Origin of the sequence: Streptomyces noursei, from assembly GCF_016917755.1 — a bacterium.
Lineage (GTDB): Bacteria > Actinomycetota > Actinomycetes > Streptomycetales > Streptomycetaceae > Streptomyces > Streptomyces yunnanensis.
On the sequence record NZ_CP070326.1, the window covers coordinates 6,575,422 to 6,589,541 of the forward strand.

Genomic DNA, 14,120 nt, shown 5'->3' on the forward strand with positions numbered 1-14,120 from the left:
ACCAGGAGGGGGGTTTGGAATGGCAGGACCGTTGTGGGTGGAGCTCTCGTCGGAGGATGAGGCGGAGTTGGGGCGGCGGTTGAGGGCTCGGGACTTGCCGGTGAATGAGCGGGTGCGGTTGGAATGCGTGCGGCTGTCGGCCCAGGGCCGCAACGCTCCCGAGATCGCGTCCATTGTCGACCGGCATGTGGTCACCGTGCGCAAAGCTCTGCGCCGGTTCCTTGACGGAAGTTTCGAGGCCCTGGCCGACGCGCCCCGGTCGGGTCGGCCGCCACGGTGGACGCGCGAGGACCTGGACGCGCTGGAGGCGATGCTGGATACCGCGGCGGCTGAGGGGACCACGTGGACGCTGCCCGCTTTGGCGGAGTGGCTGCGCCGAGAGCGTGGGGTAAATGTCGATTCTTCCTGGCTGTCGGTGCTGCTGCACCGGGACGGTTTCCGCTGGAAACGTACCCGCGACAGTCTGCGGCACAAGGCCGGCCCGGCCCTCCAGGCCGCCGCGTGGGAGCGGCTGGAGGGCCTACGGCTGTACGGCTGAGGGCCGAAGCCGGTACCGAGGATCTGTACTACCTGGACGAGTCCGGGTTCTCTCCGACCCTGCCCACCGGTTTCACCTGGGCCCGCACCGGTGTCCGCGCTGTCGTCAAGCGGGAGGACACCAAGAACCGGCGGGTCAACGTCCTGGGAGCACTGAGCGAGAGCGGGCCAGGCCCCGAACTGGTGTGGAGGGCCGTCGACCACAAAATTGACGCTTCGATGGTTCTCGACTTCGTCTGCACGCACATCGCACGCCTGCCCAAAGGAACGGACAGTCTCACTGACCCGCCGCCTGGTTGGCGGCGGGTCAGACCGTGCACGATCGTCATGGACAACGCCCAGATCCACCACGCCAGACTCTTCAAGGGACGGCGTGAAGAACTGGAGGCCATCGGCGTCCACCTGTTCTACCTCCCACCGCGATCGCCGGAGCTGAACCTCATCGAGCGCATATGGCGCTCAGTGAAGTACCAGGACATGCCCGTCCGTGCCTACACCAGCACCACCGCACTACACACCGCCGTCGACCAGGCAATGACCCGACGGGCAACAGCACTGACACCAACCACAGAAGACTTGCTCAAGACCGCTTAGACGCCATCTCCAGCACGCTACGTGCCGACGCGTCAGCTATGTACTTTCCCAAAGTTCCCAGGCTCCTTACTGAAAGGCATTGAGGACATGTCACCCCCGCTGTCTTGCCAACCAAGGAACAAGACAAGTGACCAAAGGTGACCCGAACACCCCTCAAGAGGTGAAGCTAGAGACTAACAAAACACCAGGTCACACGCTGTTTAGGTGAAGAGAGAGGAATGAAAAACAACTCTCTGCTGTAGAAACGGAGACCGTCCTACACCTCGTCATCTCGTCACCCCGTCACCGAAGCGATACGTGCCCCAGGAACGCCGAACGGCCCGTCACTGGGGGAACATCCCAGCAACGGGCCGCAAGCGGCGCTCAGGCAGGCTTACCGCAGCCCCTCTTGGTGTGCGATGTCGTCCAAGATGTCCTGCCGGATCTCCTCATGTTCCTCCGGAGTAAGAGGGGCGGGCGTGTGGCTTAGCTCTTCCTCGGTCCGGGCGATGCCGGCCAACTCTGCCTCGGCTGCCTCTTCCTCAGTCGGCCCCCACGCGAACGACAGACGGTCTTCAGCGCCGCGAGGGTGCAAGGTGACTCGAAGGTTCATCAACCTCAGCAAGTGCTCACGCCCCGACTGATCCTCCGCCTCCCACGCCTCGGCCATTGTGCGCCCGGTCGGCTCTGACACTTCCCTTGTCTCGGGGTCGTGCTCACTCAGCAGGTGGGCGTACGAAGCCTCAAGTTCCGCCGCTTTCTTCTCGAGTGTCGGCAGCATCAATGGCCCGGCTGTCGCCATGCGCAAAGCCAGCCGTTCAGCTTGCTCCCGGACCTCTTCCATCTCCGCCGATAGATCGTTCCCGCCCTCAAGGCGTACGGTCCACTCCCTGGCCCTGCCGAACACCTTCAGAAACTCGCTCTCCACGCGTTGATCAAGTGTCTCGGCGTAGATGGTCGTGTGGCCCGGCTTGCAGCGATAGAGGGGGACACCCTTGTCCGAGGTGCCGCCGTTGAGCTTGCAATCCCGGTAACACCACGCCATGCCGGAGCACATGGGCGCAGCGTGGCGGGGCGCACGGTCCTGACCCGTGGCAAGCTCCTCCATGCGGCGCCGCGCAGCCTTCAACTCCGCTGCGGACAGGATCGGCTCAGCGAACTGAACGGGCGTCACCCCGTCCTCTTCGGTGACCAACTCGCCCTTATGGTCACGCTGCCCGCGCAGTGTCGGGGACTTGAGCAGGCGGCGCCACTGCGCCTCACTGAGCCCCGCGATAGGCGCCGTACCGGCCACCGTTCCACCGTCCACCAGGGCGGCCCAAGCGTTCCTGATCGGCTCCGCCTCTTCAGGGTAGATCTCCAAGTACGCCCCATCCTCACGGCGCACGATTCGGTACCCGCGCGGCGCACGCCCGGAAGTCCAGCGGCCTTGCTTGCGGCGGGTGGCGTGCCCCTCCGTGATTCGACCCCTGGTCATCTCCCGTTCCCACTCCGCCAGGGCGGCAAGGACAACGGCCACCATGCGGCCCGTGGGGGTCGCCGTGTTGATCGTGCCGTCAGTGGTCGCAATGCGTACGCCGTGCTCCTCACCCCACGCCACCAGCCGCAGGAACTCAGACACGCTCCGGGCGTACCGGTCCAGCTTCCACGCGATCACAAGATCCGGCTTGTCGGCCATGAGCGCCCGCATTCCCTTACGGGCCTCAAGGGGCTTAGCGCCCGACACTCCAGCGTCTACGTACTCCACGGCATCGGCAGGGTCGTACCCGTTCGCCACCAGCCACCGCCGGGCCGCATCCCGCTGTGTGTCTATAGACGTGGATTCGTCGGACTCACGGGAAAGACGCAGGTATATCGCTATTCGCATGGCTCAATCCTCACCGATGGGAACTATGTACTCAGAGGTGCACCCTCTTGGGCGAGTGGGACGAGGTCATGGACGTCGTCAAGCGCGCGGTGGCCGCCGTCGAGGCGCGCGCCGGGCGGGTCTCGCTGGTGCTCAAGGCCGACATCCGGCCGGGCGTCACCGACGGCCTCACCTCGAAGGTGGAGACCGTCGAGCGCTATCTGGCCGGGGGCCAACAGACCTCCTGACGGGCCCGGCCGTCAGCCGCCGGCCGTCAGGGCGATGCCCAGCGGCGTCCGCTCGTAGCGCACCTGGTGACCGTGCCGGCGCGAGGTCAGCAGCCCGGCGTCGCGCAGCACGGACAGGTGCGCCGAGACCGACGAGACGGCCAGCCCCAGCCGGTGCGCCAGCGCCGAGGTCGTCGCCGGCGCGTCCAGCGCGGTCAGCACAGCGGCCCGGTTGGCGCCCAGCAGGCGCGCCAGCGCCGGGCCGCCGGCCGGCTCCTGCCACAGACCGCCGATGCCGCGCGCCGGGTAGATCACCGTCGGCTGCCACGGCGGATCGAAACCGCTGATCACGTCCGGCCACACGAACACGCTCGGCAGCAGCAGCACCCCCCGCCCGTCCAGGTCCTGCATCTGCGCGAAGTCCGTACGGGTGCGGACGGTCAGCGTGCCGTCGTCCGACCAGGACAGCCGCGGGTGCAGATCGGTGAACAGGCGGCGCAGCCCACCGCTCGCCAACTGGTGCGAGCGATAGGCGATCTCGGCCTCCAGCAGCGTCCGCAGCCGGGGCCAGTCGGGCGCCACCAGGGCCTCCCAGGCCCGTTCGGTGACGTCCGCCAGCTCCTGCACCGCCCGCGCCGGGTCCGCCAGCGCCGCCCGGCCGCGCGGCGACCGTGCCGCCCCGGGCGTACAGGCCAGCGACTTGGCCATCTCGGCGCGGGCCAGCGCCGGATCGGTGGCCCGTAGGCGCGCCAGCTCCGCGGCGAAGTCGGCCAGCGGCACCTCCGGCGGCCGGCCCAGGAAATCGGGGGTGTACCCGGGCTGCGACGACGGCATGAACAGCCACACCGGCGACAGGTCCAGCCCCGCCACCCGCTCCCGCATCCGCCGCAGCCACGGCAGGTGGTAGCCGTGCCGGTCGGTGCGCCGCAGGGTCCGCAGCGCCTCATGGGTCTCGCACAGCGGCGAGATCGCGAACCGGATCCGCAGCAGGTCGTCCGCGCCGAAATGCAGCTCCAGCGGCACCGCCGGGCCCTCCCCTCACCGACTTTCGGCTGGAGCCGAAACACTACGGTCCGTCCGGCGGCGTCGGCAGCCTGACTCCATGCCGACGCCTTCCGGGCCCGCACGACCGGGCCCCGCTCCCGCCTGTCCGCCCGCCTGCGACCCGGGCGGTCCGCCCGCCCCGGACGCCGCAGGGCCGACCGGCACGGGCTACCGCGCCGTCTTCGCCGTCCCCGAATTCCGCTTCGTCTTCGCCGCCCACCTGCTCTCCTCCCTGGGCGTGGTGGTCTGTGAGATCGCGCTCTCCGTCCTCGTCTACCGGCTCACCGACTCGCCGCTGCTCAGCGCGCTGACCTTCACGCTCGGCCTGCTGCCGTACCTCCTCGGCGGGACCCTGCTGTCGGCTGTCGCCGACGGCTACCCGGCCCGGCGGGTGCTGGTCATCTGCGACGTGGTGTGCGCGGTGGCCGCCGCGGCGATGGTGCTGCCCGGGACGCCGGTGGTCGTCCTGCTCGGGTTGCGCTGCGCGATCGCGGCGGTCGCGCCGGTCTTCGCCGGCACCCGGGCCGGGACGCTCGGCGACATCCTCGGCGAGGGAGAGCCGTTCGTCCTGGGGCGCTCGCTGATCCGGATCGTCAACCAGGGCGCGCAGTTGGCCGGGTTCGCCGCCGGGGGACTGCTGCTGACCGCCGTCACACCGGGCGCGGTGCTCGGCATCACCGCGGCGACGTTCACCACCTCGGCGCTGCTGCTGCGGCTGGGGACCGCCGCCCGCCCGGCCCGCGGAGGCCGGATGACGGCGGGGAGGGCCGGTGGCGCCCTGCTGGGCGCCTCGTGGGCCGGCACCCGGCGACTGCTGGCCGACCGGCCGATCCGGGCGCTGCTGCTGCTCGCCTGGGTGCCGCCGGCGCTGGTGGTCGTCCCGGAGGCGCTGCTGGTCCCGTACGGGGGACTGCTGGGGGTGGGCCCGGCCGGGCAGGGGCTCTTGATGTGCGGGATGCCGGTCGGGGCGGTGGTCGCCGAGACCCTGGCGGGGACGCTGCTGGGGTCGCGCGCCCGGACCCGGCTGACCTTCCCCATGGGGGTGTTCACGGTGCTGCCCTCCCTCGGGTTCGCCGCCCGGCCGTCGCTGGGCTGGGCCCTGGTGCTGCTGGTGCTGACCGGCACCGGCATCTCGTACAACTTCGGCGTGGACCGGTGGTTCGTCGCCGCGGTCCCCGAGGAACAGCTGGGACAGGCGATGACCGTGATGCAGGCGGGCCGGATGACGATCATGGGGCTGGCGATGGGGCTGGCCGGGGTGGCCGCCGAGTACGCGCCGCTGCCGGTGGTGATGCCGGCCGCGGGGGTGCTGGGGGTCGCGGCGGTGCTGGCGGTGATCGCCGAGGTACGGCGCTCAGGGGCGCGGACGGCGTGGGCCGACGGACCGGTGCCGGCCACTCCCTGAGACCGAAAGTTGAGACAGGGCTAACCAGCATATGACCGCCGGGTAGGGTCGGAAGCGTGCCGAAGCCGCTCAGCCTTGCCTTTGACCCCATCGCTCGCGCCGACGAACTCTGGAAGCAGCGATGGGGCTCCGTGCCCTCCATGGCCGCGATCACCTCGATCATGCGGGCCCAGCAGATCCTGCTGTCCGAGGTGGACGCGGTGGTCAAGCCGTACGGACTGACCTTCGCGCGCTACGAGGCGCTGGTGCTGCTGACGTTCTCCAAGGCGGGCGAGCTGCCGATGTCGAAGATCGGCGAGCGTCTGATGGTGCACCCCACCTCGGTGACCAACACCGTGGACCGGCTGGTGAAGTCGGGCCTGGTCGCCAAGCGGCCCAACCCGAACGACGGCCGGGGCACCCTGGCGTCCATCACGGACAAGGGCCGCGAGGTGTGCGACGCGGCCACCCGCGACCTGATGGCGATGGACTTCGGGCTCGGGGCGTACGACGCCGAGGAGTGCGCGGAGATCTTCGCGCTGCTGCGTCCGCTGCGGGTGGCGGCCGAGGATTTCGAGGACCGGCCCGCGACCGCGCAGTAGGGTCTCTTCGCAGGTCGGCGCGCTGCTTCCCCGCTTACGCGGGGGTGGTCCGCGAAGAGTCCTCACCCGATACCGGGCGGTTGCGCGGTCCCCGCGTCCGCGGGGGATTTCCGGGCGGTTACGCTCGTATCCATGAAATCCAGCGTGCTGACCCGTTACCGGGCGATGGCCTACATCACCGCCGTGATGCTGCTCGTGCTCTGCGCCTGCATGGTTTTCAAGTACGGCTTCGGGATCGGCAAGGACCTGACCCTCGTCGTCGCGCAGGTCCACGGCGTGCTCTACATCATCTACCTGATCTTCGCCTTCGACCTCGGTTCGAAGGCGCGCTGGCCGTTCGGCAAGCTGCTGTGGGTGCTGATCTCCGGGACGATCCCGACCGCCGCGTTCTTCGTGGAGCGCAAGGTGGTCCGCGAGGTCGCGCCGCTGCTGGCGAAGGCCGCGCCGGAGCCGGTCAAGGTCTGACGGCGGCGGCCGGGCCGTCGGGCCCGCGCCTCTCCCGGTGCACGCGCCGCGCCTCTCCCGTTGCGGGAGGGGCGCGTTTGTGCTGTCCGTGGCCGTGCCGTCCGCGGCGTTTCCGCGGCGCGGGTGCCGGGCAGCCCCCCGGTGGGGGAATGCGCGACCCCTAGGGGGCCGCCCCCGCGGGTTTCAGGGAGGGTTCGGGGCCGATTCCCATCGACAGATAGTAGGACGTCCTAGTAAATTCATGGGCATGGACGCTGACGCGATCGAAGAGGGCCGCCGCCGCTGGCAGGCCCGGTACGACACCGCCCGGAAGCGCGACGCCGACTTCACCACGCTCTCCGGCGACCCCGTCGAGCCGGCGTACGGGCCGCGCCCTGGCGACTCGGTCGAGGGGTTCGAGCGGATCGGATGGCCGGGGGAGTACCCCTTCACGCGCGGCCTGTACCCGACCGGCTACCGCGGCCGGACGTGGACGATCCGCCAGTTCGCCGGCTTCGGCAACGCCCAGCAGACCAACGAGCGCTACAAGATGATCCTCAAGGCCGGCGGCGGCGGCCTCTCGGTGGCGTTCGACATGCCGACGCTGATGGGGCGGGACTCCGACGACCCGCGCTCGCTCGGCGAGGTCGGTCACTGCGGTGTCGCCATCGACTCGGCGGCCGACATGGAGGTCCTGTTCAAGGACATCCCGCTCGGCGACGTCACGACGTCCATGACGATCAGCGGGCCCGCCGTGCCGGTCTTCTGCATGTACCTGGTCGCCGCCGAGCGCCAGGGCGTCGATCCGGCGGTGCTCAACGGCACCCTCCAGACCGACATCTTCAAGGAGTACATCGCGCAGAAGGAGTGGCTCTTCCAGCCCGAGCCGCACCTGCGGCTGATCGGTGACCTGATGGAGCACTGCGCGCACGGCATCCCGGCCTACAAGCCGCTGTCGGTCTCCGGCTACCACATCCGGGAGGCCGGCGCGACGGCCGCCCAGGAGCTGGCGTACACCCTCGCCGACGGCTTCGGCTACGTCGAGCTGGGCCTCTCCCGCGGACTGGACGTTGACACCTTCGCGCCCGGCCTGTCGTTCTTCTTCGACGCCCATGTGGACTTCTTCGAGGAGATCGCCAAGTTCCGCGCCGCGCGCCGGATCTGGGCCCGCTGGATGCGCGACGTCTACGGCGCCCGCACCGAGAAGGCGCAGTGGCTGCGGTTCCACACCCAGACCGCCGGCGTCTCGCTCACCGCCCAGCAGCCGTACAACAACGTCGTCCGCACCGCGGTGGAGGCGCTGGCGGCGGTGCTCGGCGGCACCAACTCGCTGCACACCAACGCCCTGGACGAGACCCTGGCGCTGCCCAGCGAGCAGGCCGCGGAGATCGCCCTGCGCACCCAACAGGTGCTGATGGAGGAGACCGGCGTCGCCAACGTCGCCGACCCGCTGGGCGGTTCCTGGTACATCGAGGCGCTGACCGACCGGATCGAGGCGGACGCCGAGAAGATCTTCGCGCAGATAACGGAGCGCGGGGCGCGGGCGGTGCCGGACGGACAGCGTCCCCAAGCTCTCGGCTCGGCTCGAGCAGGGCAGACCCCATCCATCGGCCCGATCACCTCCGGCATCCTGCGGGGCATCGAGGACGGCTGGTTCACCGGCGAGATCGCCGAGTCCGCGTTCCGCTACCAGCAGGCCCTGGAGAAGGGTGACAAGAGGGTCGTCGGCGTCAACTGCCACGAGGGCTCCGTCACCGGCGACCTGGAGATCCTGCGGGTCAGCCACGAGGTCGAGCGGGAGCAGGTGCGGGTCCTCGCGGAGCGCAAGGCGGCCCGCGACGACGCCCGGGTGCAGGCCGCGCTCAAGGAGCTGCTGGCCGCCGCCCGCAGCGACCGCAACATGATCGAGCCGATGCTGGCCGCGGTCCGCGCGGAGGCGACCCTCGGCGAGATCTGCGGCGCGCTGCGCGACGAGTGGGGGACGTACACCGAGCCGGCCGGCTTCTAGCTAGGGCCTGTCGGCACGACGGGAGCGGCCGGTCCCGGGCGGCCGCCGCGCCGCCGCCCGGGGATCGGGAACCGGAGCACCGCCCCCTCACCCGGCCCCGGTGGGGGGTTCCGCGCCCCGCATCCGCAGGCGGAACAGCGCGCCGCCGCCCGGCGCCTGCTCCGCGGTGAGCTCGGCGCCGTGCGCCCGGGCGATCTGCCGCGCCATGGCCAGGCCCAGGCCCGAGCCGGGCAGGGCCCGGGCGGCCTGGGCGCGGTAGAAGCGGTCGAAGACGTACGGCAGGTCGTCCGCGGCGATCCCGGGACCGTGGTCGCGGACGGTGAGGTGCAACTCGCCCGCCACGGGCGCGAGTTCGGTCTCGACCGGGCCGCCGGGCGGGGAGAACTTGGCGGCGTTGTCCAGGAGGTTGGACAGCAGCCGGGCCAGTCGGGCGGGGACGCCGGGGAGCGTGGTGTCCGCCGCCTCGGGGGCGATGTGGGTGGTGAAGGCGACGTCCGGCCAGTGTTCGCGGGCGGCTGCCACCGCGTGATCCAGCAGGGTGGCCGGGCGGACCTGTTCGAGCAGCGGCCGGGGCTCCTCGTCGCGGGCGAGTTCGATGAGGTCGTTGACGAGGGTGGTGACCTCGCGGAGCTGGCGGGTCAGCGCACCCGACGCCCGATCCCGCTGAGCATCCGTCAGGCGGTCGGCGCGGGCCAGGAGTTCGGCGTTGGTACGGAGCGCGGTGAGCGGGGTGCGCAGCTCGTGGGAGGCGTCGGCGACCAGCCGGCGCTGGGCGGTGATGGACTGCTCCAGTTCGCCGAGCATGGTGTTGAAGCTGGCGGCGAGCCGGGTGAGCTCGTCCTCGTGGCCGGACGGTCCCGCCGGGAGGTCGATGCGGTGCCGGGGGTCGCGGGTGGTGGCGATCCGCTCCGCGGTGGCGGTGAGCCGGGCGACCGGGGCCAGGCCCGTGCGGGAGACCCAGTAGCCGAGGCCGGCGGCGAGCAGCACGCCCGCGCCGCCGACCGCGCCCAGGGCCCAGGCGGCCTGCCGCACCCCGCGTTCGACGGTGTCGGAGCGCAGCGCCACCTGGAGCACCTCGTCCCGGTGGGGGACGCGGGTGGTGAACACCCGGACGGGGTGGGAGGCGACGGTGAGGTTGGTGTAGTACGGCGTGCGGTGGCCGGCGGCCACCTCGCGGGTGGCCGCGGAGACCGGCAGGACGTACGCGCCGCGGGCGTCCTTGGCCGGGTCGGCGGGGACGATCTGGACGCAGACGGCGGCCGGGTACTGGCAGGAGGCGTCGCCCGCGGTCGGGCCCCAGTTGCGCATCCGATGGAGGAGCTGGGTGGCGGTCTGTGCCAGGTTGAGGTCGAGCTGATGGGTCATCTGCACCCGCAGGACGACGAACGCGGCCGCGCAGACACCGACCGCGACCAGCGCCACCGCGGCGGAGGCGGCCAACGCCAGCCGGGTGCGCAGCGGTCGGCGGCGGACCCAGCGGCCGCCCAGGCGGCGCCGGCCGCTCATGCCGACGGCTCCCTTCGTTCGCCCTCGCATTCGCGAGGCGCGCACCTTTCCTTGATGAGCTCACTGCGCTCGCTCATGCCGACGGCTCCCTTCGCTCGCCCTCGCATTCGCGAGGCGCGCACCTTTCCGTGATCCGCTCGCTCATGCGCCCTCCGGCCGGTCGAGGCGGTAGCCGATGCCGTGCACGGTGTGCACCAGCCGGGGCTCGCCGCCGGCCTCCAGCTTGCGGCGCAGATAACCGATGTAGACGGCAAGGGAGTTGGAGTCCGGACCGAAGTCCCGGCCCCAGACCCGCTCCAGGATCGTCTCCCGCGGCAGCACCTGGCCGGGGTGCTGGAGCAGCAGCTCCAGCAGCGCGTACTCGGTGCGGCTGAACTCCAGCGGCCGGCCGCCGCGGTGGCCGCTGCGGGTGGCGGGATCGACGACCAGATCGGCGAAGGCCAGTCGGGAGTCGGCGGCGGCCGAGGCCGCGGCCCGCCGCAGCAGGGCACGGACCCGGGCGATCAACTCGTCCAGGGCGAACGGCTTGACCAGGTAGTCGTCGGCGCCGGCGTCCAGCCCGTCGACCCGTTCGCTGACCGAGTCCAGGGCGGTCAGGACCAGGATCGGGGTGCGGTCGTCGAGGGCGCGCAGCCGGCGGCAGACCGCCAGGCCGTCCAGCACCGGCATCATCACGTCCAGGACGAGGGCGTCCGGCTGCCAGGTGGCGACCTCGGAGAGCGCGGCCAGGCCGTCGGCGGCGCCGCGGACCGTGTAGCCCTCGACGGCGAGGCCGTCCGCCACGGCGGCGCGGACCTCCGGTTCGTCGTCGACGACCAGGATCCTGGGGGCGGCGGCCGGCGGGGAGTTGCCGGCGTCGGGCGCGGGGGAGGGGCGTGCGGTCATGGCTCCAGGCTCCCAAACGGCGTCTTAGAACGTTCTTAAGGCGGCGGACGAGCGTGGCGGCCATGCGCACACCACTCTCGGTCGTGATCGGTGCGGGCGGCACCGGCGGCCATATCTATCCCGGAATCGCACTCGCCGACGCGCTGCGCCGGGCCGTGCCGGACGCGGTGATCTCCTTCGTGGGGACCGACCGCGGCCTGGAGACGCGGCTGATCCCGCAGGCCGGCTACCGGCTCCACACCGTCGACATGATCCCCTTCGACCCGGCGCTCGGCGCCAAACGCTATCTGCTGCCGGCCGCACTGCTGCGCTCGGGCGCCCAGTGCCGGGCGATCCTGCGGGAGCAGGGCGCCCAGGTCGCCGTCGGGATGGGCGGCTACCCGAGCGCCCCGGTGATCGTCGGGGCCCGGATGGCGGGACTGCCCAGCCTGATCCACGAATCCAACGCGGTGCCCGGCCGGGCCAACAAGTTCGCCGCCCGGCTCACCCCGCACATCGCCCTGGCCTTCGACCGCAGCCGTCCCCACCTGGCGGGCGGCGCGCAGGCCGAGACGGTCGGGATGCCGCTGACCGGGCCGCTGGCCGGCCTGGACCGGGTGGCACTGCGGTCGGCCGCCCGCGCGGCCCTGGGGATCCCGGAGGAGGCGCGGCTGCTGCTGGTCAACGGCGGCAGCCTGGGCGCCGCCCGGCTCACCGAGGGCGCCGTCGGTCTCGCGGCCCGCTACCTGGGCCGGAACCGGATGCGGCTGCTGATCAAGACCGGGCCGGCGGCGCTGGACGCCACCCGGGCAGCCCTGGAAGCGAACGGCGGGGCGGCGGTCGCCGAGGCGGTGCCGTACCTGGACCGGATGGACCTGGCGTACGCGGCGGCCGACCTGGTGCTGTGCCGGGCCGGTTCGGCGACCGTCGCCGAACTGGCCACGATCCGGATGCCGGCCGTCCTCGTCCCGTACCCGCACGCGCCCGGCGACCACCAGACGCACAACGCCCGGGTGCTCTCCGACGCCGGGGCGGGACTGCTGCTGCCCGACGCGGAGGTCACCGCCGAGCGGCTGGACGCGCTGGTCACCCCGCTGTTGGCCGACCCGGTCCGGCTGGCCGCGATGGGCGCGGCGGCCGACCCCGGCACGCACTCCCGGGCCGCCGACCTGCTGGCCGCGCGGACCCTGACGCTGGCCGGCCACCCCCACCCCCACCACCTCGTCACCACACTGAAGGAGTCAGCATGAGCACGCAGAGCACCGCGTCCCGGCCGTGGGCCGGTCGGAAGGTCCTGGTCACCGGGGCCGAGGGGTTCATCGGGTCGACGCTGGTCGATCTGCTGGTGGAGGCCGGCGCAGAGGTGCGCGCCTTCGTCCACTACAAGCCGTACGCGGAGAAGGGGAACCTGGCCCGCTACCTGGTGCCGGGCGGCCCGGTGGAGATGGTCGCCGGCGACGTCCGGGACGCCGGCCGGGTGATGGACGCCGTCGCCGGTTGCGACACCGTCTTCCACCTGGCCGCGCTGATCGGCATCCCGTACAGCTACGACTCGCCCGGCGCGTATGTGCAGACCAACGTGGTGGGCACCGAGAACGTCGCCGAGGCGTGCCGTCGGCACGGGGTGCGGCGGATGGTGCACACCTCCACCAGCGAGGTGTACGGGACCGCGCGGACCGCGCCGATCAGTGAGGAGCATCCGCTCCAGCCGCAGTCGCCGTACTCCGCCTCGAAGATCGGCGCGGACATGATGGCGCTGTCCCACTGGCACGCCTTCGAACTGCCGGTGACGGTGGTGCGGCCGTTCAACACCTACGGGCCCCGGCAGTCCGCCCGCGCGGTGATCCCGACGATCCTGGCCCAACTGCACTCCGGCGCCCGGCAGATCAAGCTCGGTTCGCTGACCCCGACCCGGGACTTCACGTTCGTCACCGACACCGCGGCCGGGTTCATGGCGCTGGCCGACTGCGACCGGGCGCTGGGGCAGGTCGTCAACCTCGGCAGTGGCCGGGAGATCACCATCGGGGCGCTGGCCGAGGCGCTGATCGCGGCCTCCGGGCGGGACGCCGAGGTGGTGGTGGACGCCGAGCGGCTGCGGCCCTCGGGCAGCGAGGTGGAGCGGCTGCTGTCGGACAACTCCCGGGCCCGGGAGTGGGCTTCGTGGCAGCCGGAGGTCACCCTCAAGGAGGGGCTGGCGCGGACCTCGGAGTGGGTGGCCGAGCACCTGCACCTGTTCCGGGCGGAGCGCTACCAGGTGTGAGGCGGCGCGGGGACGGTGGACGCCGGCCGGGCCGCGGCGGTGATTACGGCTTCAGCCCGGCCAGGCCGGCCAGCAGCAGCGTGGTGAACTGCCGTGCCCAGTCGGCGTCCACCGGCTCCGCGCTCACCAGGAGCCGGTGCACGACGGCCCCGGCGATGACGTCGAAGATCAGGCCCACGGTGCACTCGGCGGCCTCTTCGCCGTCGGGGCCGCCGGCGTCCGGCGGGAGTTCGCCGCGCGCCTGCGCCCGGGAACGGCCCAGCAGCACCAGCCGTTTCTGCCGGTCCACGATCGCCGAGCGGATCCGCTCGCGCAGCGCGTCGTCGGTGGTGGACTCGGCGACCACCGCCATCAGTGCGGTCTTGGTCTCGGGCCGGGCCAGCAGCGCGCCGAACTGGAGCACCACGCCCTCGATGTCGGACTGCAGGCAGCCCCGGTCGGGGAGTTCCAGTTCGTCGAAGAGGACCGCCACGGCGTCCACGACCAGTTCGCTCTTGTTGGCCCAGCGGCGGTAGAGGGTGGTCTTGGCGACCCCGGCGCGGGCGGCGACCTCGCCCATGGTGAGCCCGCCCCAGCCCACGTCCACGAGCGCGGCGCGGGTGGCGTCGAGGATCGCGTGATCGGCCTCGACGCTGCGAGGGCGGCCCGGGCGGCCTTTCGGGGGGCGGGCGGACTGGTGCATGCCGGCGACCATACCGGCCGGTAGGCGATCCGGACCCCGTCCGGTGGTGCGGTCCGTGAGGGAGATCACCCGGCGAGCGGGGGGAGGCGGTTGCCGGGCGGGGGGCGTCGCGAGTTACGCTACGACCTGTAGCGAAAGAGCGA

General features: G+C 71.8%; 13 protein-coding genes and 1 pseudogene. 9 read left to right on the forward strand and 5 right to left on the reverse strand.

Annotation, left to right across the window (positions count from 1 at the left end):
- Positions 1 to 19: 19 nt before the first annotated feature.
- Positions 20 to 538 carry a helix-turn-helix domain-containing protein gene (locus JNO44_RS28915; protein ID WP_205360206.1) on the forward strand — a complete coding sequence of 173 codons (519 nt, stop codon included), beginning with the start codon at positions 20 to 22 and terminating at the stop codon, positions 536 to 538.
- On the forward strand, positions 502 to 1,131 hold the full coding sequence (locus JNO44_RS28920) for a transposase (protein ID WP_205360203.1): 630 nt from the start codon (positions 502 to 504) through the stop codon (positions 1,129 to 1,131). Before JNO44_RS28915 ends, JNO44_RS28920 begins: the two co-directional genes overlap by 37 nt.
- A gap of 373 nt (positions 1,132 to 1,504) precedes the next feature.
- On the opposite strand, the gene JNO44_RS28925 is transcribed toward JNO44_RS28920, so the two are convergent.
- Complete coding sequence (locus JNO44_RS28925; protein WP_205366701.1) at positions 1,505 to 2,977, reverse strand: recombinase family protein; 1,473 nt, start codon at positions 2,975 to 2,977, stop codon at positions 1,505 to 1,507.
- Between the two features lie 50 nt (positions 2,978 to 3,027).
- Here JNO44_RS28925 and JNO44_RS28930 point away from each other — a divergent pair.
- A pseudogene (locus JNO44_RS28930) lies at positions 3,028 to 3,204 on the forward strand (thiamine-binding protein); the annotation flags it as partial.
- A 12-nt stretch (positions 3,205 to 3,216) separates the two neighbouring features.
- Here the strand turns inward: JNO44_RS28930 and JNO44_RS28935 are convergent.
- Positions 3,217 to 4,206 (reverse strand): ArsR/SmtB family transcription factor, encoded by a 990-nt coding sequence (locus tag JNO44_RS28935; protein WP_205366702.1) that lies wholly within the window; start codon positions 4,204 to 4,206, stop codon positions 3,217 to 3,219.
- A gap of 79 nt (positions 4,207 to 4,285) precedes the next feature.
- Here JNO44_RS28935 and JNO44_RS28940 point away from each other — a divergent pair, with 79 nt between their 5' ends.
- From JNO44_RS28940 to JNO44_RS28955, 4 genes are all read left to right on the forward strand, one after another.
- Positions 4,286 to 5,632, forward strand: coding sequence for an MFS transporter (locus JNO44_RS28940; protein ID WP_205366703.1), 1,347 nt, complete (start codon positions 4,286 to 4,288; stop codon positions 5,630 to 5,632).
- A gap of 56 nt (positions 5,633 to 5,688) precedes the next feature.
- Complete coding sequence (locus tag JNO44_RS28945; protein WP_205366704.1) at positions 5,689 to 6,213, forward strand: MarR family winged helix-turn-helix transcriptional regulator; 525 nt, start codon at positions 5,689 to 5,691, stop codon at positions 6,211 to 6,213.
- Between the two features lie 132 nt (positions 6,214 to 6,345).
- Entirely contained in the window at positions 6,346 to 6,678 is a 333-nt protein-coding gene (locus JNO44_RS28950) for a DUF3817 domain-containing protein (RefSeq protein ID WP_205366705.1), read from the forward strand.
- 247 nt (positions 6,679 to 6,925) lie between these two features.
- Positions 6,926 to 8,665, forward strand: a complete 1,740-nt coding sequence (locus JNO44_RS28955; protein ID WP_205366706.1) for a coenzyme B12-dependent isobutyryl-CoA mutase large subunit — start codon at positions 6,926 to 6,928, stop codon at positions 8,663 to 8,665.
- Positions 8,666 to 8,752: 87 nt separating this feature from the next.
- Here JNO44_RS28955 and JNO44_RS28960 read toward each other — a convergent pair whose 3' ends face one another.
- Both JNO44_RS28960 and JNO44_RS28965 read right to left on the reverse strand, forming a co-directional pair.
- The gene (locus JNO44_RS28960; protein ID WP_205366707.1) at positions 8,753 to 10,171 is read right to left on the reverse strand and encodes a sensor histidine kinase; all 1,419 of its coding nucleotides are present in this window, start codon (positions 10,169 to 10,171) and stop codon (positions 8,753 to 8,755) included.
- 141 nt (positions 10,172 to 10,312) lie between these two features.
- Positions 10,313 to 11,056: a response regulator transcription factor gene (locus tag JNO44_RS28965; protein WP_205366708.1), complete on the reverse strand. Its 744-nt coding sequence runs from the start codon at positions 11,054 to 11,056 to the stop codon at positions 10,313 to 10,315.
- 62 nt (positions 11,057 to 11,118) lie between these two features.
- Here JNO44_RS28965 and JNO44_RS28970 point away from each other — a divergent pair, with 62 nt between their 5' ends.
- The gene (locus JNO44_RS28970; RefSeq protein WP_205366709.1) at positions 11,119 to 12,285 is read left to right on the forward strand and encodes a UDP-N-acetylglucosamine--N-acetylmuramyl-(pentapeptide) pyrophosphoryl-undecaprenol N-acetylglucosamine transferase; all 1,167 of its coding nucleotides are present in this window, start codon (positions 11,119 to 11,121) and stop codon (positions 12,283 to 12,285) included.
- On the forward strand, positions 12,282 to 13,295 hold the full coding sequence (locus JNO44_RS28975) for a GDP-mannose 4,6-dehydratase (protein WP_039632697.1): 1,014 nt from the start codon (positions 12,282 to 12,284) through the stop codon (positions 13,293 to 13,295). The genes JNO44_RS28970 and JNO44_RS28975 overlap by 4 nt, the downstream gene beginning before the upstream one ends.
- Before the next feature lie 43 nt (positions 13,296 to 13,338).
- Here JNO44_RS28975 and JNO44_RS28980 read toward each other — a convergent pair whose 3' ends face one another.
- Positions 13,339 to 13,977, reverse strand: coding sequence for a TetR/AcrR family transcriptional regulator (locus JNO44_RS28980; protein ID WP_240167698.1), 639 nt, complete (start codon positions 13,975 to 13,977; stop codon positions 13,339 to 13,341).
- Positions 13,978 to 14,120: the final 143 nt, after the last annotated feature.

Coding starts and splice junctions, on each gene's coding strand:
- JNO44_RS28960 (WP_205366707.1), bottom strand. CDS start 10,171: ATGAGCGGCCGGCGCCGCCTGGGCGGCCGCTGGGTCCGCCGCCGACCG.
- JNO44_RS28950 (WP_205366705.1), top strand. CDS start 6,346: ATGAAATCCAGCGTGCTGACCCGTTACCGGGCGATGGCCTACATCACC.
- JNO44_RS28915 (WP_205360206.1), top strand. CDS start 20: ATGGCAGGACCGTTGTGGGTGGAGCTCTCGTCGGAGGATGAGGCGGAG.
- JNO44_RS28940 (WP_205366703.1), top strand. CDS start 4,286: ATGCCGACGCCTTCCGGGCCCGCACGACCGGGCCCCGCTCCCGCCTGT.
- JNO44_RS28965 (WP_205366708.1), bottom strand. CDS start 11,056: ATGACCGCACGCCCCTCCCCCGCGCCCGACGCCGGCAACTCCCCGCCG.
- JNO44_RS28925 (WP_205366701.1), bottom strand. CDS start 2,977: ATGCGAATAGCGATATACCTGCGTCTTTCCCGTGAGTCCGACGAATCC.
- JNO44_RS28955 (WP_205366706.1), top strand. CDS start 6,926: ATGGACGCTGACGCGATCGAAGAGGGCCGCCGCCGCTGGCAGGCCCGG.
- JNO44_RS28970 (WP_205366709.1), top strand. CDS start 11,119: ATGCGCACACCACTCTCGGTCGTGATCGGTGCGGGCGGCACCGGCGGC.
- JNO44_RS28975 (WP_039632697.1), top strand. CDS start 12,282: ATGAGCACGCAGAGCACCGCGTCCCGGCCGTGGGCCGGTCGGAAGGTC.
- JNO44_RS28980 (WP_240167698.1), bottom strand. CDS start 13,977: ATGCACCAGTCCGCCCGCCCCCCGAAAGGCCGCCCGGGCCGCCCTCGC.